Source organism: Streptomyces sp. NPDC005302 (assembly GCF_040607345.1).
GTDB lineage: Bacteria > Actinomycetota > Actinomycetes > Streptomycetales > Streptomycetaceae > Streptomyces.
This window is the reverse complement of sequence record NZ_JBEXGN010000005.1, coordinates 231,381-257,691: the sequence shown is the minus strand read 5'-3', so window position 1 is coordinate 257,691 and position 26,311 is coordinate 231,381. Positions and strand designations below refer to the sequence as shown.

The following is a 26,311-nucleotide window of genomic DNA, read 5'->3' as shown; positions in this document are numbered from 1 at the left end:
ACCCCCCATGGGCCCCCCGAGAACCCCCGTGAAACCGCGAAGGCAGGCACGCGATGAGCAGTACGCACCGGCGCAAGGTCAGTGGCAGGAACAAGGCGATAGGCGGCGTGGTCGCCGCGGCCGTGGTCGGCGGCGGCGCCCTCCTGTTCACCGGCAGCGCGCAGGCGGCGAGCGTCGGCGCGGCGTACACGAAGACCAGCGACTGGTCGACCGGCTACACCGCGCAGTACGTCATCACCAACGACACCGCCCAGGCGAAGAAGGACTGGAAGCTGGAGTTCGACCTGCCCTCCGGCAACACGCTCGGCTCGCTGTGGAACGGCACGTCGAAGGTGAGCGGGCAGCACGTCACCGTCAGCCCCCCGTCCTGGGACAAGGACGGCCTCGCGCCCGGCGCGACCGTCACCGTCGGCTTCGTCGTGAACGGCACCGCGAACCCGACCGGTTGTCTCATCGACGACGCCAAGTGCTCGGTGGACGGGGGCGCGACGCCCGAGCCGAGCGGCCGCCCGAGCGAGTCGGCGAGCCCCACCGCGACGCCGAAGCCGACCGCCACCGCCTCGCAGAGCGAGACCCCGAAGCCGACCGCGACGGCCACCACCCCCACCCCCACCCAGAGTTCGGGCAGCGGCAGCGCCACGACGGCGGGCTTCGCGCCCTACGTCGACACCTCCCTCTACCCGGCCTTCGACCTGGTCAAGGCGGCCGAGGCGACCGGCGTGAAGAACTACAACCTCGCCTTCATCACCGACGGCGGCGGCTGCACCCCCAAGTGGGGCGGCGTCAGCGACCTCGCGAGCGACGCGGTGGCCGCGCAGATCGGCGCGCTCCGCGCGAAGGGCGGCGACGTCCGGGTCTCCTTCGGCGGCGCCTCCGGCTCGGAGCTGGCCACGACCTGCTCCTCGGCGGACACGCTCGCGGCGGCGTACGGGAAGGCCGTCGACGCGTACAAGCTCACGAAGGTGGACTTCGACATCGAGGGCGGGGCGCTGCCGAACACGGCCGCGAACACCACCCGCGCGAAGGCCGTCGCCAAGCTCCAGCAGCAGCACCCGGACCTGGACGTCTCGTTCACCCTGCCGGTCATGCCCGAGGGCCTCACCCAGGACGGCGTGAACCTGCTCTCCAACGCCAAGTCGAACGGCGTGAGGATCAACACCGTGAACATCATGGCGATGGACTACGGACCCGCCTACAGCGGTGACATGGGCACCTACGCCGAGCAGGCCGCCACCGCCACGCAGGCGCAGGTCAAGAGCGTCCTCGGCCTCTCCGACAGCGCCGCGTGGAAGGCCGTCGCCATCACCCCGATGATCGGCGTCAACGACGTCTCGTCCGAGATCTTCAAGGTCGACGACGCCGCGCAGCTGGTGACGTTCGCGCAGTCGAAGGGCCTCGGCTGGCTCTCCATGTGGTCCGCGACCCGCGACAAGCAGTGCGCCGGCGGCGCCAAGAACTCCGCCGACCCGGTCTGCAGCTCCGTCGTGCAGAGCGACGGCGCCTTCTCGAAGGCCTTCGGGGCCTACAAGTAGCCATCCGAAAACGGGGGTTGCGCGCCCCGGCCGGAGTCTCTCCACCCCCCACCCGGCCGGGGCGTCGTAGCGTCCGACCCGGCCCGGGAACAGCGGGGCGCGGCACCCCCCTCGGTGCCGCGCCCCGCCCCCGTGTCCCCCGTCCCCGTGTCCTCCGCCCCCCGTACCCGGCCTACTCGGCGGGCGTCACGGGTGCGAGCGTCCCGGTGCGTGCGGCCTGGCTGTACCAGTGGGCGCTCGACTTCGGGGTGCGGACCTGGGTCGCGTAGTCGACGTACACCGCGCCGAACCGCTTGCCGTAGCCGTACGCCCACTCGAAATTGTCCATCAGGGACCAGAGGTAGTAGCCGCGGACGTCCGCGCCGTCGGCGATCGCCCGGTGCACGGCGGACAGGTGGCCGTTCAGGTAGGCGATGCGCTCGGGGTCGTGGACGCGGCCGTCCGGGTCCGGCTTGTCGTCGTAGGCGGCGCCGTTCTCCGTCACGTACAGCGGCAGGCCCGGCACCTCACGGGTGTAGCGCATGATCAGGTCGTGCAGACCCGTCGGGTCGATCGTCCAGCCCATCTCCGTGCGCTCGCCCGGCGTCTGGTGGAACGCGACGTCGTCCGCTCCGGGCCACGGGGAGTGCGGGCTGGCACCGTGACCGTCCGCGCGCGGACCGTCCGCGGGCGCCTCGGCGGCCGAGACCAGCGTCGGCGTGTAGTAGTTGAGACCGAGCGCGTCCAGCGGCTGCTTGATCGTCTTGAGGTCGCCCTCCTGGACGAACGACCAGTCGGTGACCGACCGCGTCGCCGCGAGCAGCGTCCGCGGGTACGCGCCGTGCAGCATCGGCCCGTGGAAGATGCCGTTGGCGAGGTCGTCGATGCGCTGTGCGGCGTCCAGGTCCGCCGGGTCCTGCGAAACGGGCCTGACCACCGAGGAGTTGAGGCTCACCGCGATCGAGTTGCGGGACGGCATCACGGAACGCAGCGCCGACGTGCCGAGCCCGTGGGCCAGGTTGAGGTGGTGGGCCGCGCGAAGGGAGGCCTCCGGGTCCGTCCGGCCGGGGGCGTGCACCCCGGAGCCGTACCCGAGGAACGCGCTGCACCAGGGCTCGTTGAGAGTGATCCACTGCTCGACGCGGTCGCCGAGCGCCTCGCCCACGATCTGCGCGTACTCCGCGAAGCGCAGCGCGGTCTCCCGCTCGGGCCAGCCGCCCGCGTCCTCCAGCTCCTGCGGCAGGTCCCAGTGGTAGAGGGTGACGGCCGGCTTGATGCCGTGGGCGAGCAGCTCGTCCACCAGCCGCCGGTAGAAGTCGAGGCCGCGCTGGACGGCGGGCCCCCGGCCGGTCGGCTGCACCCGCGACCAGGACACCGAGAAGCGGTACGCGCTCAGGCCGAGGTCGGCCATCAGCGCCACGTCGTCGCGGTAGCGGTGGTAGTGGTCGACAGCGATGTCACCGTGCTCGCCGCCGGCCGTCCTGCCCGGCGTATGGCTGAAGGTGTCCCAGATCGAGGGGGTGCGGCCGTCCTCCCTCACCGCGCCCTCGATCTGGTAGGCGGAGGTCGCCGCGCCCCAGAGGAAGGCCGGAGGGAAAGTCACAGGGGTTACGGACTCAGGCATGGAAGCGCTCCCAAGGGGGTCGTGAAGACCGACGGGTCGGAGGAGGGGGAGAGGGGCGGGAGATGGAGCGGGCGAGCGAGGCAGGGGGCCGGGGCAGCGGTGGCCCGGCCCCCGGGCGGGGTGGTCAGCCCTTGATCGCGCCCTGCATGATCCCGCCGACGATCTGCTTGCCGAAGAGCAGGAAGGCGATGAGCAGCGGCAGCGTGCCGAGCAGCGCGCCCGCCATGATCACGGACTGGTCGGGGATGTATCCGGTGCCCAGCGAGGCCAGGGAGACCTGCACGGTCGGATTCTGCTGGTTGAGCGCGATGATCGGCCACAGGAAGTCGTTCCAGGCCATCACGAACGTCAGCAGGCCGAGCACCGCCATGGCCGGCCGCGCGGCCGGGAAGACGACGTGCCAGACGACCCGCAGACTGCTGGCGCCGTCGACCCGCGCCGCCTCGATCAGCTCGCTGGGCAGCGCCTGGATCAGGTACTGCCGCATGAAGAACGTGCCGAAGGCGCTCACCAGGGTGGGCAGGATGACCGTCTGCAGCTGGTTGGACCAGCCCAGGTTGCTCATCCACAGGTACAGCGGCACGACGGCCAGCTGCGGCGGGATCATCATCGTGCCGATGGTCAGCAGCAGCAGGAGACCGGAGAACCTGAACCGCAGCTTGGCGAAGGCGAACCCGGCGAGCGTGGAGAACACGACCGTACCGAGCGTGATGGTCCCGGCGACGATCGTGGAGTTGACCATCGCGGTGCCGAGCCCGGCCTGCTCCCACGCGGCCTGGAGGTTCTTGAACAGGTTCCCGCCGAACCACAGCGGCGGGGGTGACTGCGCCAGCCGCACGTTGTTGCGGGAGGCCGCGATGGCCGTCCAGACCAGCGGGGCGAGCGAGAGCAGCGCGAAGACGGTCAGGACGAGGTAGGTGACCGGACCCGCGTGCAGCTGCTTGCCCGCGCCGAGGAACCGGCGCCGTACGGGGACCCGGTCCTCCGGAGCCCCCTTCGCCTCTTCCTGAGGGGCCGTCAGTTCAGTGGTGGTCATTGGGTCTTCCTCAGCCGTCGGGTGACCAGCAGGTTGATCGCGGCGATGATCAGCAGGATCAGGAACATGGTCCACGCGATCGCCGACGCCTTGCCGAGGTTGCCGATGCCCCAGCCCTGGTCGTACATGTAGAGGCCGAGCGTCTGGTACTGGTGCGCGGAGCCGCCCTTCGAACCGCTGACCCCGCCGAACAGGAGCGGCTCACCGAACAGCTGCGTCGCGCCGATCGTGGAGACGACCACCGTGAACAGGATCGTCGGCCGCAGCATCGGAACCGTGACGTGGCGGAACTGCTGCCAGCGGCCCGCGCCGTCGAGCGCCGCCGACTCGTACAGGTCGGCGGGGATCGCCTGCATCGCCGCGAGGTAGATCAGCGCGTTGTAGCCGGTCCACCGCCAGATCACGATCGAGGAGACGGCGAACTGACCGCCCCAGTCGGACTCGCGCCAGTTGATCGGGTCGACCCCGACGAAGTGGAGCAGCCAGTTGATCATGCCGCCGTCCCACGAGTACAGCAGCGTGAAGACGAGCGTCGCCGCCGCCACCGAGGTGGCGTACGGGGTGAGCATCACGACCCGCCACACGGTCGAGCCGCGCAGCCGGTAGTTGAGCAGGTGGGCGATCCCCAGTGCCATGACCAGCTGCGGCACCGTGGAGATGACACCGATGGTGAACGTGTTCTCCAGGGCGTTCCAGAAGAACTCCGAGGACAGCAGGTTCTTGTAGTTGTCCAGGCCCGCCCAGGTCTGGTGGTCCAGGCCGGACAGCTGCACGTTGTGCAGCGAGTACCAGGCCGTGTAGAGCAGCGGGACGAGCCCGAAGGCCCCGAAGATGATGAAGAAGGGGGCGATGAACGCGTACGGCGACGCCTTCATGTCCCAGCGGTACAGCCGGCTGCGCCAGGAGTCCGGGCCCGGCGGCGGTGTACCGCGACCCTGAGCGCCCCGGGCCGCGCCCGGCTGGGAGCCGGGCGCGGCGTCGGCGCTCGTCGCGGGGTGCGCGAGAGCCTGCTTGGAGCTGGTCACTGGCCGAGCACGTCCTTGATCTCCGCCTTGGCCGCGTTCCAGCCCTGCTCGGGGGACTTGCCCTTCTGCTCGACCTGGAGGATGCCCACGTCGGTGATCGCGGTGCCGATCGGCTGGTCCTTGGTGCCGAAGCTCTGGACCGGGATGGTCTTCGCCGAGTCGGCGAAGATCTGCGTGATCGGCGCGTCCGAGAAGTACGACGTCGTCGCGGCCGCCGGCTTCAGGGTGTCGTACGCCGCCGGGGTCGACGGGAAGCTGGCCTGCTTGGCGAAGACCTTCGCCTGCTGCTCGGGCGCGGTCAGCCACTTGGCCAGCGCGATGGCCTCCTTCTGGTGCTTGCCCGCCGTCGGCACGCCGATGAACGAACCGCCCCAGTTGGCCGCGGTCGGCGCGGCCGCCACGTCCCACTTGCCCTTGCCGGCGTCACCGGACTTCTCCTGGATGTAGCCCATCATCCAGGCGGGGCAGGCCACCGTCGCGAACGAACCCTTGGCGAAGCCCTGGTCCCAGGTCGGGTCGAACTGCTTCAGCTTCGCCGACATGTCGCTGGTCGCCACCGTCATCGCGGCGTTCCAGGACTTCTTGACGCCCGTGGACTTGTCCCAGATGACGTTGCCGTCCTTGTCGTAGTACCGCTGGCTCTCGCCACCGAGCGCGGCGTTGTAGACCGAGGAGGCGGAGTCCACGAACTTGGTGCCGCTCGGCGCCTTCTTCATGTACTGCTTGCCCAGGTCGACGTACTTCGCCCAGTCGCCCTTCCACTGCGCGGCGAGCTTGGTGCGGTCGGTCTCCAGACCGGCCTTCTCGAAGAGGTCCTTGCGGTAGCAGATCGCCATCGGACCGATGTCCGTACCGAGCGCGATGGTCTTGCCGTCCTTCGTGGTGGCCTGGGCGAGCTTCCAGTCCAGCCACTGCGACTTGTCGACCTGCTTGCCGAGGTCCACGAACTTCTCGGACTGGGTCTGGACGGCCTCCGTTATGTTGCCGACCTCGATCGCCTGGAGGTCGTCGGTACCGGCGCCGGCCTGCAGACGGGTGAGCGTCTTGGGCCAGTACACGTCGGTGCGGGTGGTGACGTTCTCCTTGATCGAGATGTTCGGGTGCTGCTTCATGTACTCGTCGTAGAGACCGGCCTGCTTGTAGCCGAAGACGCCGAAGGTGCCGACGGTCAGGGTCGTGTTGCCCTTGCCGCTGCCACCGTTGTCCGCGTCCGACGAGCCGCTGTCCGGGTCGTTGGAACATCCGGCCAGCAGCCCCGTGGCGAGCGCGGCGACGGCCGCGATGGCCCCCAGCCTGCGGGACCGGCGGGTACTCGTGCGCATTGCGTCCTCCTGTTGCCTGACGTGCCGACCCCCCGGCCAACTGCATTGGTGGCGCCCGTTGTTACTCGCTGCGGCTCGGGCGGGGAACGTGCGGGTTGTGTATGTGTCAGGTACTGTGGGAGCGCTCCCACCAGTGATGTGTTGAAGAGTCGTCGGTTCCCGCGGGGGTGTCAAGGGTGGGGGAGCGGAGAGATGCGTTCAGTTATCGGCCTGTTAGCTGAAGATGTCATTCCGCTACATGGCCAGAGTTGTCTTATAGCCCCTTCGGAGCCCGAAGGCGAGCGCCGGGGTACGGGAGAGGGCTCCACGCGGACGTGAGCGGCGCTCACCTCGGCGGACGGGGCTGTTACATTCCAGGCCACTTGGTGTCGACGGGAGGGCGAAGCCCATGGCAGTCCACGGAGCGCGGGGCCGCAGCGGCGGGCGGCCCACCCTCGAAGAGGTGGCCGCGCGCGCCGGCGTGGGCCGCGGCACGGTCTCCCGGGTGATCAACGGTTCCCCGCGGGTCAGCGACGCGACCCGCGCCGCGGTCGAGGCGGCGGTCGCCGAGCTCGGCTACGTCCCCAACACGGCGGCCCGTGCCCTGGCGGCCAACCGCACGGACGCCATCGCCCTGGTCGTCCCCGAGCCGGAGACCCGGTTCTTCGCGGAACCGTACTTCTCTGACATGCTGCGCGGTGTCGGAGCGCAACTCTCCGACACCGAGATGCAGTTGCTGCTGATCTTCGCGGGCAGCGACCGGGAGCGCGAACGCCTCGCCCAGTACCTGGCGGCGCACCGTGTGGACGGGGTCCTGCTCGTCTCGGTGCACGCGGACGACCCGCTGCCCGACCTGCTCTCCCAGCTGGAGATCCCGGCGGTGATCAGCGGCCGGCGCTCGGCCGAGGAGACGCTGCCGTCGGTGGACTCCGACAACTACGGCGGGGGCCGCGCGGCCGTGGCGCACCTGGTCGCCCGCGGCCGCCGCTCCATCGTCCATCTCGCCGGCCGGATGGACGTGTACGGAGCCCAGCAGCGCGTCGCCGGCTATCGCCAGGGGCTGCTCGACGCGGGCCGCCCGGTGGACGACCGGCTGATCGTGCCGGGCGACTTCACCGAGGAGGGCGGACGCCGGGCCATGACCCTGCTGCTGGAACGCTGCCCCGGCCTCGACGCGGTCTTCGCCGGCTCCGACGTCATGGCGGCGGGCGCCCGTCAGGTCCTGCGCGAGACCGGCCGCCGCATCCCGGACGACGTGGCCCTGATCGGCTACGACGACTCGGCCATAGCCCGCCACATGGAACCGCCCCTCACCAGCGTCCGCCAGCCCATCGAGGACATGGGCCGCGCGATGACCGACCTCCTCATCGGCGAAATAGCGGACCGCCGCCCCACCGCCTCCCGCACCCTGGAACAGCGCCAACTGGTCCTGCCGGCGGAGCTGGTGGTGCGGGCGTCGTCGTGACCCCGGCGCTGCCGGCCGGGTGAACGAACTCCGCCCCCTCGTCCGGGCGGGAGCCGGGGGACCAGCACCCCGAGTCGCTCAACCGTTGAACCACTGGCCGGAAGAGGTCGTGTCGAGCGTCACACATGGCAACGCACGTGTTCGCACACGGGTCTTCGGCCCATGTGGAGCGGGGTGTGCGCACGTCGGTTGCCCGTGGCGTCAGCAAACGGAAGAGGGCTTTCGGTCGTCGCCGGCCCACTGTCCCGGGAGCGCGCGAATACCTGTGGAGACCTCTGATCCATCTGGTCTAGCGTTGCCGTCGAACCGGGGGGAAGCGGTCCCTGACCAGGACCTTTCGCGTCCCCCCACATCGACGATCAGGGGGAAACATGCGTAGGACCGTAGCTCTTGCCACGGTGGCGACCGCGCTCGCGGGATCGCTGGCCGGCTTCGGGGGCCAGGCGATGGCCGTGTCGCAGGGGACGGCGCCGCGAGCGTCGCAGGCTTCGGCACAGGCGGCCGGCTGTGTGACGGTCGTCCGCTGGTACAACAAGCGCTTCAACCGCATGGTCGAGGTGAAGAACAGCTGCGCCCACACGGCGTGCTTCAGCGTCACGGTCGCCGCACGGCGTGACCCGGACTTCTCGATCGGCAGGAACAAGAAGGAGTCCTTCGCCTACGGCGGGATCGCCTGGACCAAGGGCTCGGGCATCAAGAACAAGGCCTGCTAGCCCTCCCGTCCCCCTCGCGGCCCGGTTCGGGCCGTGAGGGCACATGACGACTCCGAAGTGCCCTCCGCGCCGCGACGCGGGACCGTGCCAGGTCCCGCGTCCGGGGCGGAGGGCACTTCTTCTGTGCCCGGAGCGGGAAGGTCCGACGCGCCCGGAATGCCTGGCCTGCGGTTTCCGTCCTTTCGGGGGGCTCGGTAGGGCAGGCTGGCGGGTATGGTCCTGCATCCCTTGCTCGGAGTCGACGAAGTGCCCGCCGTGGAGATGTACTTGGGCCGGGTGGGTGAGGTGTTCACGGTGTTCCGTGAGCAGGACTCCGGGTGTGTCTCCTACGGCGTGCGTCTGCTCGACGGCGCCCGCTGGTTCGTCAAGGAGGCCGCCGACGAACGGGGCCGCCGCTCGCTCGACCGGGGATGGGCGTTCCACCGGGCCGTACGGCACACGGCGATCGTGCCGCAGGTCCACCGGATGGCCGTCCGGGACGGGTGGGCGGTGGTCATGCCGTGGCGCGAGGGCGAGGTGCTGTACCACCCCGCCGCGGCCGGCCCCCGGGACCGTACGGCCCCGGGCAGTCCGATGGCCCGCTTCCGGTCCCTGCCCGTCGCCGACATCCTGCGCGCGTTCGACCGGGTCCTCGACGCGCACCTCGCCGTCGAGGCCGCCGGCCACGTCGCCGTCGACTTCTACGACGGCACGCTGCTCTACGACTTCACCGGCCGGACGGTCCACCTCGTCGACCTGGACGCCTATCGGCCGGGCCCCTTCGTCCTCGACGAGGAGCGGCTTCCCGGCTCACGACGGTTCATGGCCCCGGAGGAGTTCGAGCGCGGGGCCGTGATCGACACCCGTACGACCGTCTTCACGCTCGGCCGCGCGGCCCGTCTGCTACTCGACGCGGGCGACGACGAGCGGGCCTGGCGCGGTACCCCGGAGCTGCTGGCGGTCGTCGAGCGTGCCACGTTCCCCGCCCCGGACGACCGCTTCCCGGACGTCCACCGCTTCGCGGCGGCATGGCGCACGGCGGGCGGGTCCCGGCAGCGCTGACGTCAGTCACGCACCGTCAGTTCCCAGCGGACCTCGCCGTCCTGCCGGGTGTCGGTCGGTGACAGCCCCGCCGCCGCGGCGACGGCGGCGGAGGCGTGATGCTCGGGGTGGACGTGCGCGACGACCGTATGGACGCCGAACGCGCCGGTCAGCAGCGGGACCAGTGACCGCGCCGCCTCCACCGCGTACGCGCGGCCCTGCCAGGGCGTGCCCACCACCCAGGCGATCTCCGCGGCCCCGCCCTCGACGGTGGCCTGGACGGTCCCCACCAGGCACCCCTCCGGGCGCGCCCGGAGCACCCAGTTGCACCAGATGACGGCGGGGTCGGGGGAGCCGGCGACGAGCCGCTCGTACCGTGCCCGGAGCGCGTCGACGGAGGCCGGTTCCCCGCCGATGAAGGCGTGCAGCGCCGGATCGGAGAGCACCGCGGCCATCTCCTCGGCGTGCCGGGCCCGCAGCGGGAGCAGATCGAGCCGGGCGGTGGAGGTGTCGGGCTCGGGGTCCATGGCGTCTCCGTTCGGCGGCCGCTCGCGGACGGGTTCCCCCGGAACGCAGTCAGCCGGTGACCTGTTCAACAGATCACCGGCTGACTACTCAGGGTGAGTGACGGGACTTGAACCCGCGGCCACCTGGACCACAACCAGGTGCTCTACCAACTGAGCTACACCCACCATGTCCGGTCTTCGTGCTGCTCCGACCGGCCGAGAAAAAGTGTACAGGGTCGGAAGGGGTGCTCGCGCACGGCTTTTTCCGGGGCCCGCGAGGGCCCCGTCAAAGGCCTACTCGGTGGGTACGACGTGCTTGGCGGCGATGGTGCGGGCGGTGTCCGAGTCCGGTCCGGGCTGCGGGACGAAGATCGCCTCGCGGTAGTAGCGGAGCTCGGCGATGGACTCGCGGATGTCGGCGAGGGCGCGGTGGTTGCCGTTCTTGTCCGGGCTGTTGAAGTACGCCCGCGGGTACCAGCGGCGCGCCAGCTCCTTCACCGAGGACACGTCGACGATGCGGTAGTGGAGGTAGCTCTCCAGGCTCGCCATGTCGCGCAGCAGGAAACCGCGGTCGGTGCCGACGGAGTTCCCGCACAGCGGGGCCTTGCCGGGCTCCTTGACGTGCTCCCGTACGTAGGAGAGGACCTGCTCCTCGGCGTCCGCCAGGGTCGTGCCCCCGGCGAGCTCCTCCAGCAGACCGGAGTTCGTGTGCATCTGGCGCACCACGTCCGGCATCGTCTCCAGGGCGGCGTCCGGCGGGCGGATCACGATGTCCACACCGTCGCCGAGTACGTTCAGTTCCGAGTCGGTGACCAGCGCGGCCACCTCGATGAGCGCGTCATCCGACAACGAGAGCCCGGTCATCTCGCAGTCGATCCACACCATGCGATCGTTCATGTGTCTCACCCTACGGCCCGCCCCGGTCAGGTGGACCCGCGCGTGCGCCGGGCCGCGGCGGCGGTGCGCCTCGCGGCCGGCATGCGTGAGGGCCCGCACCCGAAGGTGCGGGCCCTCACGTACGGGGCGGTCGGGCTACGGCGCGCTGCGCTGCCCGGGCAGTCCGGCCCGGCCCGCGATGTACAGCTCCGGCCGTTCGCGCAGTGCGTCCGGCGAGAGCGCCGAGGCGCCCAGGGCCGCCGCGGTGCGCCGGGTCTGCATCGGGACGGGGCCCGGATGCTCCTGGTGCACCGACGGTGGCGGTCCGACCGGACCCGTCGCGCTCTCCGTGTCCACCGAACGCTCCGCCTGTGGCCGGCGGGCGCGGTACGCCGCCCGGTACGCGGCCGGGGACGATCCCAGCTGGCGCCGGAAGTGACCGCGCAGCGCGACCGGTGAGCGGAAGCCGCAGCGGCCCGCGACCTCGTCGACCGAGTAGTCGGACGTCTCCAGCAGCCGCTGTGCCTGCAGCACGCGCTGCGTGATGAGCCACTGCAGCGGAGCACTGCCGGTCAGCGAACGGAACCGGCGGTCGAAGGTGCGGCGGCTCATGTAGGCGCGCGCCGCCAGCGTCTCCACGTCGAACTGCTCGTGGAGGTGCTCGAGTGCCCAGGCGACGACCTCGGCCAGCGGGTCGGCGCCGATCTCCTCCGGCAGCGACCGGTCGAGGTAGCGCTCCTGGCCGCCGCTGCGCCGCGGCGGCACCACCAGGCGCCGGGCGAGCGCGCCGGCGGCTTCGTTGCCGTGGTCCGTGCGCACGATGTGGAGGCAGAGATCGATTCCGGCCGCCGTCCCCGCCGAGGTGAGCACGTCGCCGTCGTCCACGAAGAGTTCGCGGGGGTCGACGTGCACCGACGGGTAACGCTTGGCCAGTGTCGGTGCGTACATCCAGTGGGTGGTCGCCGGACGGCCGTCCAGTAAACCGGCCGCGGCCAGTACGAAGGCGCCGGTGCACAGTCCGACTATGCGGGCACCTTCCTCGTGCGCGCGGCGCAGTGCGTCGAGTGCCTCCTCGGGTGGTGGCGAGGTGATCGACCGCCAGGCGGGCACGACCACCGTGCCGGCCCTGGAGATCGCTTCCAAGCCATGTGGTGCGGTGAGTTCCAGGCCCCCTGTGGTCCGCAGCGGGCCTTCCTCACCGGCACACACCAATAGGCGGTAGCGCGGCACGCCGGCGTCCTGGCGGTCAATCCCGAACACCGACAACGGTATGGAACTCTCGAAGATGGGGCCGCCGCTGAACAGCAGCACCGCGACGATCTCCTTGCGGCGTCGCCCGGACAGCTTCCGGGCCGCGGCATCCGGCGCGGCAGTGGAGTCGTGGCTCATCCTGCTAAGCCCCCCTCGGTGGTCGCGGCGCCCTCAACCTTTCGGGTTTGTCGCTCCAACACATTTCCCCTCGGTCCTGCACGAGTCCCCCGCCGTAAGACAAGATCGAATCTACTGTGTCCCGTGGCGCCAAGGTGACCAGTTCGGTACTCCGCAGAATGTCGACATGGCAACTTGGCGTGAAGCATTCGATCACGAAGCGTTGCACTCGTGGGCCGTGCAGGGAAGTGCGCCTCGTGGCAGTGGCCAATCCACGTAGGGTGTGCGCGCCCCGCTCACCCCTTTCGGTGCAGGTGGAACGGGGGTTGGGGGGTCGTTCGACCAAGGGATGGGCCATAACGAGAAGTTGGCTGAAAAGAAACGCAGGAGTGCGTGCAAACCGGTCAGTCGACCGGCTTGATTCCCGCACCGTGACGTCCGCCACGACGGGCTCCCGAGCCGCTTCCGCCGCGTTGGCCGACCCCCGCCTCCGCACCGTTCCCACGTCCCGCGTCCGCCGCCGGGCCCGGTGCCGTCCTCCCGTGCCGGCCCCGCTGCTGCGGCGTCCGCTGCCGCGCGGACGGCCGTGCGGCGTCCCGCTGTTGCTCGCGCAGGACGGCCGCGCCCCGCTCGGACCGGCGCAGCAGCACCAGGCAGGCTCCGGTCACGGCCGCGAGACCGAGGGCGGTGCCGGTCGCGCCGGCCAGTGAGGTGCCGTACCAGAAGAGGACCACGGGGACGAGGACGCAGCTGAAGGCCGCCCAGCGGACCAGGTCGCTCACCGAGTCGGTCGCGGGTGCCGTCGCGGGGCGCGGGGCGGCGTGCGATCCGGGCTGTGCCGCGGGGCGTGATCCGGACGGGGGCGTGCCGGGGGACGCGGACGGGCCGGAGGGGCGGGGGGCGGTGTCGGGTCCGGGCACGTTCTGCTCCCTGGTACTCCTGTGTTCTCCATGCTCTCCATGGCGGTGGCTGCGCAGGGTTCAACGCATGGTCGACCGGCCGGTCACTGCCCGGCCCCCTGTCTCCGCCGTCCGGCAGGGGGTGCGGGGCCCGCGCAAGGGCCCCGTACGGTCGGGAAAGCGCCCGTCCCCGGGTGAACCCTGTGCAAACCGCCTGTACGGGGCAGCAACCATTGCGTTACGGGCGCCTCTCATGCATGCTCCCTGGAACGCCGCGTAAGGCGCGCGCGATCTGGGCAGAGGAGGCGTGCCGCCGTACCCTTGGGGGTATGGGGTTGGGAAGATGTTTCCCAGACACAGCTCTGCCGATCGTTGTCGTCCCCACCACGAGGATCCAGACGCCGAGACAACCATGGCCGGTCACGAATTCTTCGATCACGCGGACCGCAAGCGCCCGCTCGCCGATCCCACGGCGGCCGAGCCCCTGGCGGCGGAAGCTCCGCGCCAGTCCTGCGATCCCGCTTTCAAGCACGGCGTCGTCGTCGGCTTCGACGGCTCGACGTCCAGCGAGCGCGCCCTCGCCTACGCGATCGGCATGGCTCACCGCTCCGGCTCGGGCCTGATCATCGTGCACGTGGCCAACCGGCTGCCCACCACGGTGTGGGCGGGCTGCGAGCCACCCGTCTTCGTCGACGTCCCCGACCACCGCACCGAGGTGCTGGGACTGGAACTGGCCTGCGCCGAGTACCTCTCCGAGGTGCCGTGGATCCTGGTCGAGCGCGGCGGCGACATCTGCCACGAACTCGAAGAGGTGGGGCGGGAGTACGAGGCGGACGCGATCGTCGTCGGCTCCACGCACGGCATCGTCGGACGCCTCTTCGGCTCCGTCGCGGGGCGGCTCGCCAAGCGCGCCAGGCGCCCGGTGATCGTCATTCCCTGACGCCCCGTCGCCCCGGCCGTACCGATCCCCGGGCGGGACTCCCGCCGCTGCGCGCGACGGGTCAACCTACCGGCGCGTAGCGGGTGTTCGTGCCCTGGTGGGGGGAATAACACCGGACGCCGGTCCTTGTGGCGGCGACCGCCGGGACGCGGCACTTCGACCGCACCGGACAGCAGGACACTCCACGCCGCCCCAGGACTGCCGCGACGCGCCGCGGCCGGGGTGTGACGGCCACCGGCTGAGATCGGCGCGGGCCGGGGTATTGGGCGGCTCCGGCCCTTCGGGAACGGTCCCCGTGCGCAGGTGGCGCGCACGGGGACCGTTCATGTCCGGCTTCCCGTAAGGGACTTGGCGGGACGGGCTACTCGACGGTGACCGACTTGGCCAGGTTGCGCGGCTTGTCGATGTCCCGGCCGAGCGCCAACGCCGTGTGGTAGGCCAGCAGTTGGAGCGGGATGCCCATCAGGATCGGGTCCAGCTCGTCCTCGTTCTTGGGGACGACGATCGTCTGGTCGGCCTTCTCCTGCTCCTGGTGCGCGACGGCGAGGATCTTGCCGCTGCGGGCCTTGATCTCCTCCAGGGCGGCACGGTTCTTCTCCAGCAGGTCGTCGTCGGGGACGATCGCGACCGTGGGGAGCGCGGGCTCGATGAGGGCCAGCGGGCCATGCTTCAACTCGGAGGCCGGGTAGGCCTCGGCGTGGATGTACGAGACCTCCTTGAGCTTGAGGGAGGCCTCACGGGCCACCGGGTAGCCCCGGACGCGGCCGATGAAGAGCATCGAGCGGGCCTCGGCGTACTGCTCGGCCAGCTTCTTGATCTCGTCCTCGCGCTCCAGGATCTCGGTGATCTGCGCGGGCAGTTTGCGCAGGCCCTCGATGATCCGCTTGCCGTCGCGGACCGACAGGTCACGGGTGCGGCCGAGGTGCAGGGCGAGCAGCGCGAACGCCACCGTGGTGTTGGTGAAGCACTTCGTCGAGACGACGCAGACCTCGGGGCCCGCGTGGACGTACATGCCGCCGTCGGCCTCGCGGGCGATCGCCGAACCGACGACGTTGACCACGCCGAGCACCCGCGCGCCCTTGCGCTTCAGCTCCTGCACGGCGGCCAGCACGTCGTACGTCTCACCGGACTGGGAGACGGCGACGTACAGGGTGTCGGGGTCGACGACCGCGTTGCGGTAGCGGAACTCGGAGGCCGGCTCGGCGTCCGCGGGGATGCGGGCCAGCTCCTCGATCATCTGGGCGCCGATCATGCCCGCGTGGTACGAGGTGCCGCAGCCGAGGATCTTCACGCGGCGGATCTGGCGCGCCTCACGGGCGTCCAGGTTCAGGCCGCCGAGGTGGACCGTCGAGAACCGGTCGTCGATCCGGCCGCGCAGCACCCGGTCCACGGCCTCGGCCTGCTCGTGGATCTCCTTGTGCATGTACGTGTCGTGGCCGCCCATGTCGTACGACGCGGCCTCCCACTCCACGGTGGTCGGCTCGGACGTCGTCCGGGTGCCCTCGGTGGTGTAGGTGCGGAAGTCGTCGGCCTTGAGGGTGGCCATCTCGCCGTCGTCGAGGGTCACGATCTGGCGGGTGTGGGTGACCAGCGCGGCGATGTCCGAGGCGACGAACATCTCCTTCTCGCCGATGCCGAGCACGACGGGGGAGCCGTTGCGTGCCACCACGATGCGGTCGGGGAAGTCGGCGTGCATCACGGCGATGCCGTAGGTGCCCTCGATGACCCGCAGGGTCTCGCGGACCTTGTCCTCGAGCTTCTCCTGCCCGGAGCGGGCGATGAGGTGGGTGAGGACCTCGGTGTCGGTCTCGGAGAGGAACTCGACGCCGTCCGCCTCCAGCTTCTTGCGCAGGTCGGAGGCGTTGTCGATGATGCCGTTGTGGACGACGGCGACCGAGCTGTCGGCCGACATGTGGGGGTGTGCGTTCACGTCGGAGGGGGCGCCGTGCGTGGCCCAGCGGGTGTGGGCGATGCCCGTGGTGCCGGCGAACCGCTTGGGGACCTTGGCCTCCAGGTCACGGACCCGGCCCTTGGCCTTGACCATCTTCAGGCCGGCGGCCTTCGGCGAGGTCACGACGATGCCCGCCGAGTCGTAGCCGCGGTACTCCAGGCGCTGCAGGCCCTCCAGGAGCAGCGGCGCCACGTCACGCCTGCCGATGTATCCGACGATTCCGCACATATATACGTATTCCTCAGCCGTAGACGATGCGGCGCAGCTGCCTGAGGCTGAGCTCGGGCGGCGCGACCGCGCGGTACTTCAGGTCCGCCTCGATCCGTTCGAAGATCGTCGCGTTCACCAGGCCCTGCGCCTGGAGTTCACGGTGGCGGCGACGGACGTACTCCTCGGTCGTCTCGTCGAACCAGGCGAGCACGTCCTGGACCACGCGCAGCGCCTCGCCCCGGCTCAGGGGCGTGGACCGCGTCAAGTGATCAACAAGTTCGTCGTGCACCCGATGATCCTGGGGTACCGAAAGGCGATTCGCAAGAATCCTGCCCGATATCGGGCAAGTGGTTGTTGAAACTCTCATGGACCGCTGTTTGCAAGCTGTCCATCCGGCGTCTTGCGCCCCGTCGATTGCCGGGAGCAACTTCTGGAGCCATGGACACTCCACGCATGGGCGTACCCGAGCGGCTCGCCGAGAACATGAGCATGGCCGAGCAGCACGAGTACCTGCGCGCCAAATTCTCGCGGCGCAACATGATCAGAGGCGGCGCCGTGACCCTCGGTGCCGTCGCCGGCGGTGCCTTCGTGCCGGGCGCCGTCGCCCAGGCCGCGGTCCCGACGAAGGGGACGGCGGCCTCGGCCTCCACGGAGAAGGTGGACGGCGCGCTCGTCGCCCCCTTCGGCCGTCACCTCGCCTTCGGCAACGACCCGCGCACCGAGATGACCGTCTCCTGGCAGGTGCCGGCCGCGGTCAGCCGGCCCTACATCCGTATCGGCGCCCAGCCCTGGGACCTCTCCCGCAAGATCGACGCCGAGGTCCGCACCCTCTACACCCCGGCCGGCGTGGGCGCGAGCGGCGACCACACCCAGTACTACCTGCACGCCAAACTCACCCACCTGCGCCCCGGGAAGACGTACTACTACGGCGTGGGCCACGCCGGCTTCGACCCCGCCGCGCCCCACCTCCTCGGCACACTCGGCACCTTCACCACCGCGCCCGACCGCGCCGAGCCGTTCACCTTCACCGCCTTCGGCGACGAGGGCGTCGGCTACCACGGCCTCGCCAACGACGCCCTGCTGCTCGCCCAGAACCCGTCCTTCCACCTGCACGCCGGCGACATCGCGTACGCGGACCCGTCCGGCGCGGGCAAGAAGGAGGACACCGGCTTCGACTCGCGCATCTGGGACCAGTTCCTCGCCCAGACCGAGACCGTCGCCAAGCAGGTCCCCTGGATGCCGGCCTACGGCAACCACGACATGGAGGCCTGGTACTCGCCCAACGGGTACGGCGGCGAGGAGGCCCGCTGGACGCTGCCCGACAACGGCCCCGACAAGGCCAACCTGCCCGGCGTCTACTCCTTCGTGCACGGCAACACGGCGATCATCTCGCTCGACGCCAACGACATCTCCTTCGAGATCCCGGCCAACCTCGGCATCTCCGGCGGCACCCAGACCAAGTGGCTGGAGACCCAGCTCAAGAAGTACCGGGCCGCGCGGGACGTCGACTTCATCGTGATCTTTTTCCACCACTGCGCGTACTGCACCTCCACGGCGCACGCCTCGGAGGGGGGCGTGCGACAGGAGTGGGTGCCGCTGTTCGAGAAGTACACCGTCGACCTGGTGATCAACGGCCACAACCACCAGTACGAGCGCACCGACGTCATCAAGAACAACGCGGTCACCAAGAAGCTGCCGATCGGCGGCACGGCCTACCCGGAGACCGACGGCGTCGTCTACGTCACGGCGGGCGCGGCCGGCCGCAGCCTCTACGCCTTCACCGCCCCGGAGTCCTACGAGGGCAAGGAGAACGAGGTCGAGTCGGTCGCCTCCTTCATCAACCTCAAGGACGGCAAGCAGAACGAGACGGTCACCTGGTCGCGCGTGCGCTACCTCAACTACTCGTTCCTGCGCGTCGACGTCACGCCCGCCTCCCGGGGCCGCCTGGCCACGCTGAAGGTCCGCGGCATCGCCGAGACCGGCGCCGAGGTCGACCACTTCACGGTCGCCCGCCGGGCCAAGTAGGCAGCCCCGTACGCCCCGGGCACGGGGACGTACGGCCGCCGACCCGCGAGCGGGCGGTCCTCGACGCGTCCGCGGTCACAGACGCTTGAGGACCGCCTGCTTGGCCAGCGCGAACTCCTCTTCGGTCAGGACGCCCTCGCGGCGCAGCTCGCCCAGCTCCCTGAGCCTGCGCAGCAGGGCGTCGTGATCGGCCTCGGACGCGGGCGCGGGGATCGCCGCCCGGCGCGCCTCCGCGCCCGGTACCGCGGCCCCCTCGGGCGCGGACGCCGCCGGATGCGGCAGCCGCGCCTGCACCGCCGCCGCGACCAAAGCCATCAGCGGGTCCTTCTTGAAGCCCCACAGCTCCACGGAGTTGGGGTCGTACTTCGGCGGCGCCTTCGTCTCCGCACCCCGCACGGTGAAGCGCAGACAGCCGTTCTCCAGGCCGACCGCCGGATGCCACTCGACGGCCGTGATCTCGCCGAGCGCGAGCGTGCGCGCGCCGCCCGCCGACTTCGCCTCCTCCGTCTTCCAGTTCCACTCCAGACGTACGGACTCCCCGTCGAAGGTCGCCGTGCCGTCACCGGCCGAGGCGGCCAGCGGAACCGCCGGGCCGGGCAGCAGATAGCCGTCGACCGGCCCCGCGGGCACCTCGTCGAGCAGCAGCGCGTTCCGCACCTCGTCCACGAAGTACTCGGCGACGCCGAACCGGTCGGCCTCGACCGTCAGTTGGTAGGGATCGTTCGGATCGCCGAGCTTGCCGCCCGTCGCCTGGAGCAGCGGGTCCGCGCCGTCCCGCAGCCGCAGCCTCAGCCGCCCGGCCTTCTTGCCCTGCTCCAGCGAGACACCGGCCAACGCGCCCAGTGGCACGGCCAGTTCACCCAGCTCCCTGCGCAGCAGGCCGACGTTCCTGTCCCGTCCCGGGGTCAGCCGCAGCGCGTCGCCGTCGAAGACCCAGGTGCCGTCCCGCTGGATGATTTCCGCCATGAAGGGGATTGTTCCACCGCGACTGCGGGAGAGTGGTCTCGACCAATTCGACGGCACGGTGAGCGGCCCACCCCCGAGGCCGCTCGGAGCCGTGCCGGGCATCGATGGGAGCGCATGTGAGACAGCACCACAGAACGCCCCGCCTTCTCGGAACGCTGCTGCTCGTGGCCGCGGCCGGTATCTCCCTCACCGGAGCCGCACCGACCGTACGGACCACCCCCTCCACCCCCACGCCGCTGGGCCGCGTCGTCCCCGCACCCGCCTCCGTCGCCCCGGGCGGATCCCCGTACCGCGTCACCCCGGGCACCCGCATCCGCGTCGACGACTCCCGCGCCGTCCGCGCGGTCGGCGCGTACCTCGCCGACGTCCTGCGGCCCTCCACCGGCTACCGGCTGCCCGTCACCGCGCACGGCGACGGGGCGATCCGGCTGCGGCTCGGCGGCAAGGGCCTCGGCGCGGAGGGCTACCGCCTCGTCAGCGGCAGGTCGGGCGTCACCATCACGGCCGGCCGGCCCGCCGGCCTCTTCCACGGCGTCCAGACCCTGCGCCAGCTGCTCCCCGCCGCCGTCGAGAAGAACTCCGTCCAGTCCGGACCCTGGCTGATCGCCGGCGGCACCGTCACGGACACCCCGCGCTACGGCTACCGCGGCGCCATGCTCGACGTCTCCCGGCACTTCTTCACCGTCCCCCAGGTCAAGCGCTACATCGACGAACTGGCCCTCTACAAGGTCAACAAGCTGCATCTGCACCTCAGCGACGACCAGGGCTGGCGCATCGCCCTCGACTCCTGGCCGCGCCTCGCCACCTACGGCGGCTCCACCCAGACCGACGGCGGACCGGGCGGCTTCTACACCAAGGCCGACTACCGCGAGATCGTCCGCTACGCCGCCTCCCGTTACCTGGAGGTCGTCCCGGAGATCGACATGCCCGGGCACACCAACGCCGCGCTCGCCTCGTACGCCCAGCTGAACTGCGACGGGGTCGCGCCGCCGCTCTACACCGGCACCGAGGTCGGCTTCAGCTCGCTGTGCGTGAACAAGCCGGTGACGTACGCCTTCGTGGACGACGTCGTCCGCGAGCTGGCCGCGCTCACCCCGGGCGAGTACCTCCACATCGGCGGCGACGAGGCCCACTCCACCAGCCACGCCGACTACGTGACCTTCATGGACACGGTGCAGCCGCTGGTCGCCAAGTACGGCAAGAAGGTGATGGGCTGGCACCAGCTGACCGGAGCCACTCCGGCGAAGGGCGCCATCGCGCAGTACTGGGGGCTCGACGACACCGACGCCGCCGAGAAGGCACAGGTCGCCCGGGCCGCGCACAACGGCACCGGCATCGTCCTGTCGCCCGCCGACCGGCTCTACCTCGACATGAAGTACACCGCCGACACCCCGCTCGGCCAGGACTGGGCAGGACTCGTCGAGGTGCGCAGGGCGTACGACTGGGATCCGGGCAGCTACCTCGACGGCGTGCCCGCCTCGGCCGTCAGGGGTGTCGAGGCGCCGCTGTGGACGGAGACGATCGTGACCTCCGCCGACATCGACGTCATGGCCTTCCCGAGGCTGCCCGGAGCCGCCGAACTCGGCTGGTCGCCCGCCTCCACGCACGACTGGGACTCCTACAAGGTGCGCCTCGCCGCGCAGGCCCCGCGCTGGGACGCGCTCGGGATCGGCTACCACCGCTCGCCCCAGGTCCCCTGGCCCGCGAGCTAGCCCCGGATGCCGACGGGCGCCCCGGAGGACCGTCTCCGGGGCGCCCGCCCGTCTCAGGGGCTCCTGGGAGCCCGGTGCTCAGAACCCGGCGATCGGGTTCTTCAGCGTGCCGATCAGCTGGAGCGCGCCCGACGGGTCCGCCAGGTCCACCATCTGGCGGTTGTCGCGCAGCTGGAGCCGGTTGAGGCAGGACAGCGCGAACTCGGGCGCGAACATGTCGTACTGCCGGAACTTGTCGTCGAGTTCGGGCGTCGCCTCCTGGTAGGCGCGCACCGACTCGGCGACCGTCCGCCAGAAGTCGTCCTCGTCGAGGATGCCCTCGGCCGCCAACTGCGCCGCCAGGAAGCGGAAGTAGCAGTCGAAGACGTCCGTGAAGACCGACAGCAGCTTCGTGTCCTCGGGGACCTCGACCCGGATCCGCTCCACCGCGGGAGGCAGCACCGCCTGCGGGTCCAGCACTGCGATCTCCTCGGCGATGTCCTTGTAGACCGCCCGCCGCACCGCCCCGTCCTTCAGGACCAGGATGACGTTCTCGCCGTGCGGCATGTAGACGAGGTCGTACGCGTAGAAGCTGTGCAGCAGCGGCGTGAGGTAGGCGCGCAGGTAGTCGCGCAGCCACTGGACCGGTGTCTGCCCCGACCGCTCGATCAGCGCGCCCGCGAAGGACGCGCCCTCGTGGTCGACGTGCACGAGGGACGCCATCGTGGCGAGGCTCTCGCCCTCCTGGAGCGAGGCCACCGGGCTCTCGCGCCACAGCGCGGCCAGCATCTTGCGGTAGGGGGAGTACCGGTCGGTGGCGGCCTCGTACTCCAGGTGCCGGTAGCCGACGGCGGCCCGCTCGCGGATGATCGACAGACCCGTCGACTTCAGTACCGGGTCGTTCTCGATCAGCTGCGCCAGCCAGTCGTTGATGGCCGGGGTCGCCTCCATGTACGCGGCGGACAGACCGCGCATGAAGCCCATGTTGAGGACGCTCAGCGCCGTCTTCACATAGTGCTTCTCCGGGCTGCTCGTGTTGAAGAACGTCCGGATCGACTGCTGGGCGAGGTATTCGGCGTCGCCCTCGCCGAGACAGACCAGGTTCCGCCGGGCGATCTCGGCGGCGAAGGTCACGGCCAGCTTGTTCCACCACTGCCAGGGGTGGACGGGGATGAGCAGGTAGTCCTCCGGGTCGAGACCCTGCCCCGACAGCGTCCGGGCGAACCGCCCGACCGTCTCCTCGCCCAGCTCGTCACGCACGAACGACTCGTACGCGATGCCGATCCCGGCCGTGAACGCGGCCCGCGAGCGGTGCGCGGCCAGCCACACCAGCCGGACCGGGCTCGCCGTCTCGGGGGCGTAGGCGAGGTACTCGTGCACACCGAAGCCGAGCCGTCCGTTGTTGGCGACGAAGCAGGGGTGGCCCTCGGTCATGCCGGTCTCGATGGCCTGGAAGCCCGCGCCGGCCAGTTCACGGACCGGGATCTGCGGCTTGGTCAGTTTGAAGCAGGTGCCCGAGAGCGTGGAGGAGATCTCCTCCAGGTAGACCGGGAGGACCTCGTCGCTCAGCCCCAGCGACTCCTTCAGCTCGATGAAGAAGTCCAGCGCGGCCAGCGGCAGTTCGCTGCCGTCGCGGTGCCTGGTGATGGACTCGGCGTCCACCTGCCAGTGGTCGAGCGAGCGCCGCACCGCCGTGTAGCGGTAGCGGGTCTGCCCGTCGTCCCCGCGGACCTCGTAGCGGCCGTCCGGCAGCGGCTCCGGACTGATCAGCCGCTCGTGGGCGAACTCGGCGAGCGCCTTGCGGACGAGGAGGCGGTTGGCGGTGGCCCAGCGCTCGGGGGAGAGGTGGGCGACGCTGTCGGCGAGGGTCATGCCGCCACCGCCTTCTCGAACTGCTCCCGGGTGCAGAAGCTCAGCAGTGCCTGCTTCTCCGGCTTCCGGATCTCCCGCTCCGGCACGAAGCCGACGGCCTCGTTCAGGGCGTGCACGGCCTTGTTGCTCACGTCGGGTTCCACCACGACGCGCCGGGTGGCCGGGTCGGCGAACAGGTTCTCCATCACCGCGGTGATGACGGCGCGGGTGAAGCCGTGCACGGGGGTGTCGCTCGGCGCGACCAGGAAGTGCATGCCGACGTCGCCGGGTTCGGGCTCATACAGGCCGACGAGTTCCACGTACCGGGGGTCGTAGCGCTCCATCAGGAACACGGGCTCGCCGTCCAGCAGGCCGAGGTACGCGTCGTGGTGCTCACTGGCCGCGATGGCCATGTACTCGCGCTCCACGTCGTGCAGTTTCGCCTCCTGCATCATCCAGAAGGACGCCTTCGGGTGTGTCACCCAGCGGTGCAGCAGCGGGGCGTCCCCGACGGGGTCGAGGGGGCGGACGGCGAACGTGCCGATGGCGGTGCGGGTGGGGGTGGTCATACGGAGAACTCCTGGAAAGCGATGGTCTTCTCGACCGGGTAGTACTCGGTGCCGAGCAGCTCGCGGATGATGTACGCGTTGCGGTACGCGCCCATGCCGAGGTCCGGCGAGGTGATCGAGTGCGTGTGGACGCCCGCGTTCTGCAGGAAGATCCCGCCTCCCGTGGTGTCGATGGCGTAGTTGCGGGCCACGTCGAAGTTGCCCTGGGCGTCGTAGCGCAGCCGGTCGCGGACGGGCGCCAGGAACGCCGGCTCCGTGTAGCGGTAGCCCGTCGCGAGGATCAGGCCCTGCGAGTGCAGTTCGTAGTCCTTGACCTGCTCCTGCTGGCGCAGGCCCAGCGTGTACACGCCGTTCTCGTGGCGTACCGATTCCAGGGCGGAGTTGGTGAGGAGCCGCGCGGGGACCGGGCCGCCGAGGTTCTTCTGGTAGAGCAGGTCGAAGATCTCGTTGATCAGGTCGCCGTCGATGCCCTTGAACAGGCCCTTCTGCTCCGCCTGGAGGCGGTAGCGGGTCGGCTCGGGCAGCGCGTGGAAGTAGTCGATGTACTCCGGAGAGGTCATCTCCAGGGTGAGCTTGGTGTATTCGAGCGGGAAGAAGCGCGGCGAGCGGGTCACCCAGTTGAGCCGGTAGCCGTGGACGTCGATCTCGCCCAGCAGGTCGAGGAAGATCTCCGCGGCGGACTGGCCGCTGCCGACCAGGGTGATCGACTCCTTGGCCTGCAGCTCCGCCTTGTTCTGCATGTAGCGGGAGTTGTGGATGAAGTCGCCGCCGAGGCCCGCGCAGGCCTCCGGGACGTAGGGCTGGGTGCCGGTGCCGAGGACCAGGTGGCGGGCGCGGTACACCTCGCCGGCCTCCGTCCGTACGACGTACACCTCGGCATCGTCCTCGTACGTGACCTCCGCGACCGTGGTGGAGAAGCGGACGCTGCCGAGCTTGTTCGCGGCCCAGCGGCAGTAGTCGTCGTACTCGACGCGCAGCGGGTAGAAGTTCTCGCGGATGTAGAACGAGTACAGGCGGCCCGCTTCCTTCAGGTAGCTGAGGAAGGAGTACGGGGACGTCGGGTCGGCGAGGGTGACCAGGTCCGACATGAACGGGGTCTGGAGGTGGGCGCCCTCCAGGAACATCCCGGAGTGCCACGCGAAGGTCGGCTTCGACTCCAGGAAGACGCCGTCCAGTTCGGCGATCGGTTCGGTCAGGCAGGCGAGGCCGAGGTTGAACGGCCCGAGCCCGATCCCCACGAAGTCGTAGGTCCTGTCCGTGGGTTCAGCAAGCGCGGTCAAGGGAGTCTCCCAGGTACTGCTCGGCGTGGCCGGCGATCAGGTCGAGGACGGCGGCGATGTCGTCCACCGTCGTCTCGGGGTTGAGCAGCGTGAACTTCAGGTAGTGGCGTCCGCCGACCTTGGTGCCCGCGACGACGGCGTCTCCGGAGGCGAACAGGGCCTTGCGGGCGTACAGGTTGGCGCGGTCGATGCTGTCCGGGTCGGTGACGCCGGACGGGATGATGCGGAAGACGAGCGTGGAGAGCGAGGGCTCGACCACGACGTCGAAGCGCGGGTCGGCGGCGAGCAGTTCCCATCCCCGCGCCGCCAGGTCGCAGACCTCGTCGAAGAGTTCGCCGATCCCGTCGGCGCCCATCACCCGCAGCGTCATCCACAGTTTGAGGGCGTCGAACCGGCGGGTGGTCTGCAGGGACTTGTCGACCTGGTTGGGGATGCGCTCCTCGACCATCCGGCGGGGGTTGAGGTACTCGGCGTGGTAGGTCGCGTGCCGCAGCGTCGCCACGTCGCGGACCAGCAGGGCCGAGGAACTCACCGGCTGGAAGAAGGACTTGTGGTAGTCGACCGTGACGGAGTCGGCGCGCTCGATGCCGTCGATGCGGCCGCGGTTCTTCAGCGAGGCGAGCAGACCGCAGCCGTAGGCCGCGTCCACGTGCATCCATGTCCCGAACTGTGAGCACAGTTCGGCGACTTCGGGCAGCGGGTCGATGGAGCCGAAGTCGGTGGTGCCGGCGGTGGCGACGACGGCCATGGGGACGAGGCCGTCCTCCTTGCAGCGCTCCAGCTCCCGGGCGAGGGCGAGCGTCTGCATGCGCTTGTCGTGGTCGACGGGGATCGAGACGACCGCGTCGGGTCCGAGGCCGAGGAGTTTGGCGGACTTCTTGACACTGAAGTGACTCACCTCGGAGGCGAAGATCCGCAGGTCGGCGAGGTCGTCCGACTTGGCCTCCTCGCGTGCCAGGAGCAGTGCCTGGAGGTTGGACTGGCTGCCGCCGCTGGTGAACACGCCGTCGGCGGCGGGCCCGAAGCCGATGCGCTCGTTCGTCCAGTCGATGAGCTTGCGCTCGATGAGGGTGCCGCCGGCCGACTGGTCCCAGGTGTCCAGGGAGGAGTTGACGGCGGACAGTACGGCCTCGCCGAGCACGGCCGGTATGACGACCGGGCAGTTGAGGTGGGCGAGGTAGCGGGGGTGGTGGAAGTAGACCGCGTCCCGGAGGTAGACCTCCTCCAGTTCGTCGAGGGCGGCCGTCGTGTCGTGGAGCGGCCTGTCGAGGTCGATCCCCTCGATGCGGGGAGTGAGGTCGTCGACCGTGACACCCGTGAACGGGCGCGTGGTGGTGGCGAGTTTGGCCGCCACCCGCTCGACGCCTTCGGTCACGGAGCGGCGATACCGGTCCGCGGTGGTGTCGTTGAGCAGGTGCGAGCGCATGTGGGGGTCCTCCGTGCGGGGCAGAGTCCGAGCGGGACAGGAGAAAGGGCGGGTCGCG

Annotated in this window: 22 protein-coding genes and 1 tRNA gene; 7 read left to right on the top strand and 16 right to left on the bottom strand. The window is 70.3% G+C overall.

What is annotated here, in order from left to right; translation table 11 throughout:
* Nucleotides 1–53 precede the first annotated feature (53 nt).
* A complete protein-coding gene (locus ABZT74_RS09790; protein WP_356433938.1) occupies nucleotides 54–1,532 on the top strand; it encodes a cellulose binding domain-containing protein in 1,479 nt (492 codons plus the stop codon).
* 172 nt (nucleotides 1,533–1,704) lie between these two features.
* Here the strand turns inward: ABZT74_RS09790 and ABZT74_RS09785 are convergent, their stop codons facing one another.
* The 4 genes from ABZT74_RS09785 to ABZT74_RS09770 all read right to left on the bottom strand — a co-directional run bounded on the left by ABZT74_RS09785 (nucleotide 1,705) and on the right by ABZT74_RS09770 (nucleotide 6,518).
* Nucleotides 1,705–3,135, bottom strand: a complete 1,431-nt coding sequence (locus ABZT74_RS09785; protein WP_356433936.1) for a GH1 family beta-glucosidase — start codon at nucleotides 3,133–3,135, stop codon at nucleotides 1,705–1,707.
* A gap of 124 nt (nucleotides 3,136–3,259) precedes the next feature.
* The gene (locus tag ABZT74_RS09780) at nucleotides 3,260–4,171 is read right to left on the bottom strand and encodes a carbohydrate ABC transporter permease (protein ID WP_355863059.1); all 912 of its coding nucleotides are present in this window, start codon (nucleotides 4,169–4,171) and stop codon (nucleotides 3,260–3,262) included.
* On the bottom strand, nucleotides 4,168–5,196 hold the full coding sequence (locus tag ABZT74_RS09775; protein ID WP_355863061.1) for a sugar ABC transporter permease: 1,029 nt from the start codon (nucleotides 5,194–5,196) through the stop codon (nucleotides 4,168–4,170). Before ABZT74_RS09775 ends, ABZT74_RS09780 begins: the two co-directional genes overlap by 4 nt.
* Nucleotides 5,193–6,518 (bottom strand): ABC transporter substrate-binding protein, encoded by a 1,326-nt coding sequence (locus tag ABZT74_RS09770; protein ID WP_356433935.1) that lies wholly within the window; start codon nucleotides 6,516–6,518, stop codon nucleotides 5,193–5,195. Before ABZT74_RS09770 ends, ABZT74_RS09775 begins: the two co-directional genes overlap by 4 nt.
* Nucleotides 6,519–6,906: 388 nt before the next feature.
* Between ABZT74_RS09770 and ABZT74_RS09765 the strand changes: the two genes are divergently transcribed.
* From ABZT74_RS09765 to ABZT74_RS09755, 3 genes are all read left to right on the top strand, one after another.
* Nucleotides 6,907–7,962, top strand: coding sequence for a LacI family DNA-binding transcriptional regulator (locus tag ABZT74_RS09765; RefSeq protein WP_355863065.1), 1,056 nt, complete (start codon nucleotides 6,907–6,909; stop codon nucleotides 7,960–7,962).
* Between the two features lie 371 nt (nucleotides 7,963–8,333).
* On the top strand, nucleotides 8,334–8,675 hold the full coding sequence (locus ABZT74_RS09760) for a hypothetical protein (protein WP_356171826.1): 342 nt from the start codon (nucleotides 8,334–8,336) through the stop codon (nucleotides 8,673–8,675).
* Between the two features lie 213 nt (nucleotides 8,676–8,888).
* Nucleotides 8,889–9,716 (top strand): serine/threonine protein kinase, encoded by an 828-nt coding sequence (locus ABZT74_RS09755; RefSeq protein WP_356171829.1) that lies wholly within the window; start codon nucleotides 8,889–8,891, stop codon nucleotides 9,714–9,716.
* Between the two features lie 2 nt (nucleotides 9,717–9,718).
* Here the strand turns inward: ABZT74_RS09755 and ABZT74_RS09750 are convergent, their stop codons facing one another.
* The 5 genes from ABZT74_RS09750 to ABZT74_RS09730 form a co-directional block, all read right to left on the bottom strand.
* Nucleotides 9,719–10,222: a GNAT family N-acetyltransferase gene (locus ABZT74_RS09750; RefSeq protein WP_356433934.1), complete on the bottom strand. Its 504-nt coding sequence runs from the start codon at nucleotides 10,220–10,222 to the stop codon at nucleotides 9,719–9,721.
* 92 nt (nucleotides 10,223–10,314) lie between these two features.
* Nucleotides 10,315–10,387: transfer RNA gene (locus ABZT74_RS09745), tRNA-His, on the bottom strand.
* Nucleotides 10,388–10,495: 108 nt separating this feature from the next.
* On the bottom strand, nucleotides 10,496–11,098 hold the full coding sequence (orn, locus tag ABZT74_RS09740) for an oligoribonuclease (RefSeq protein ID WP_355863071.1): 603 nt from the start codon (nucleotides 11,096–11,098) through the stop codon (nucleotides 10,496–10,498).
* 135 nt (nucleotides 11,099–11,233) lie between these two features.
* A complete protein-coding gene (locus ABZT74_RS09735; RefSeq protein ID WP_355863073.1) occupies nucleotides 11,234–12,466 on the bottom strand; it encodes a helix-turn-helix domain-containing protein in 1,233 nt (410 codons plus the stop codon).
* A gap of 383 nt (nucleotides 12,467–12,849) precedes the next feature.
* Complete coding sequence (locus ABZT74_RS09730; RefSeq protein ID WP_356171835.1) at nucleotides 12,850–13,365, bottom strand: hypothetical protein; 516 nt, start codon at nucleotides 13,363–13,365, stop codon at nucleotides 12,850–12,852.
* Between the two features lie 391 nt (nucleotides 13,366–13,756).
* Here ABZT74_RS09730 and ABZT74_RS09725 point away from each other — a divergent pair, with 391 nt between their 5' ends.
* Nucleotides 13,757–14,284 carry a universal stress protein gene (locus ABZT74_RS09725; RefSeq protein WP_355863077.1) on the top strand — a complete coding sequence of 176 codons (528 nt, stop codon included), beginning with the start codon at nucleotides 13,757–13,759 and terminating at the stop codon, nucleotides 14,282–14,284.
* Between the two features lie 361 nt (nucleotides 14,285–14,645).
* Here the strand turns inward: ABZT74_RS09725 and glmS are convergent, their stop codons facing one another.
* Nucleotides 14,646–16,463, bottom strand: coding sequence for a glutamine--fructose-6-phosphate transaminase (isomerizing) (gene glmS / locus ABZT74_RS09720; protein WP_355863079.1), 1,818 nt, complete (start codon nucleotides 16,461–16,463; stop codon nucleotides 14,646–14,648).
* A 13-nt stretch (nucleotides 16,464–16,476) separates the two neighbouring features.
* The gene (locus tag ABZT74_RS09715) at nucleotides 16,477–16,734 is read right to left on the bottom strand and encodes a hypothetical protein (protein ID WP_355863081.1); all 258 of its coding nucleotides are present in this window, start codon (nucleotides 16,732–16,734) and stop codon (nucleotides 16,477–16,479) included.
* A 164-nt stretch (nucleotides 16,735–16,898) separates the two neighbouring features.
* On the opposite strand from ABZT74_RS09715, the gene ABZT74_RS09710 reads away from it, so the two are divergent.
* Nucleotides 16,899–18,470 (top strand): metallophosphoesterase family protein, encoded by a 1,572-nt coding sequence (locus tag ABZT74_RS09710; protein ID WP_356433933.1) that lies wholly within the window; start codon nucleotides 16,899–16,901, stop codon nucleotides 18,468–18,470.
* A gap of 75 nt (nucleotides 18,471–18,545) precedes the next feature.
* On the opposite strand, the gene ABZT74_RS09705 is transcribed toward ABZT74_RS09710, so the two are convergent.
* Nucleotides 18,546–19,436 (bottom strand): DUF4429 domain-containing protein, encoded by an 891-nt coding sequence (locus tag ABZT74_RS09705; protein WP_356433932.1) that lies wholly within the window; start codon nucleotides 19,434–19,436, stop codon nucleotides 18,546–18,548.
* Nucleotides 19,437–19,552: 116 nt separating this feature from the next.
* On the opposite strand from ABZT74_RS09705, the gene ABZT74_RS09700 reads away from it, so the two are divergent.
* Nucleotides 19,553–21,148, top strand: a complete 1,596-nt coding sequence (locus tag ABZT74_RS09700) for a beta-N-acetylhexosaminidase (RefSeq protein WP_356433931.1) — start codon at nucleotides 19,553–19,555, stop codon at nucleotides 21,146–21,148.
* A gap of 78 nt (nucleotides 21,149–21,226) precedes the next feature.
* Here the strand turns inward: ABZT74_RS09700 and ABZT74_RS09695 are convergent, their stop codons facing one another.
* Genes ABZT74_RS09695 through desA form a run of 4 tightly spaced genes read right to left on the bottom strand, consistent with a single transcriptional unit; the run spans nucleotide 21,227 to nucleotide 26,253 of the window.
* Nucleotides 21,227–22,999 carry an IucA/IucC family siderophore biosynthesis protein gene (locus ABZT74_RS09695; protein ID WP_356433930.1) on the bottom strand — a complete coding sequence of 591 codons (1,773 nt, stop codon included), beginning with the start codon at nucleotides 22,997–22,999 and terminating at the stop codon, nucleotides 21,227–21,229.
* Nucleotides 22,996–23,547 (bottom strand): GNAT family N-acetyltransferase, encoded by a 552-nt coding sequence (locus ABZT74_RS09690; RefSeq protein WP_356433929.1) that lies wholly within the window; start codon nucleotides 23,545–23,547, stop codon nucleotides 22,996–22,998. The genes ABZT74_RS09695 and ABZT74_RS09690 overlap by 4 nt, the downstream gene beginning before the upstream one ends.
* Nucleotides 23,544–24,827 (bottom strand): lysine N(6)-hydroxylase/L-ornithine N(5)-oxygenase family protein, encoded by a 1,284-nt coding sequence (locus tag ABZT74_RS09685; RefSeq protein ID WP_356433927.1) that lies wholly within the window; start codon nucleotides 24,825–24,827, stop codon nucleotides 23,544–23,546. Before ABZT74_RS09685 ends, ABZT74_RS09690 begins: the two co-directional genes overlap by 4 nt.
* Nucleotides 24,811–26,253, bottom strand: a complete 1,443-nt coding sequence (gene desA, locus ABZT74_RS09680; RefSeq protein ID WP_356433925.1) for a lysine decarboxylase DesA — start codon at nucleotides 26,251–26,253, stop codon at nucleotides 24,811–24,813. Before desA ends, ABZT74_RS09685 begins: the two co-directional genes overlap by 17 nt.
* Nucleotides 26,254–26,311: the final 58 nt, after the last annotated feature.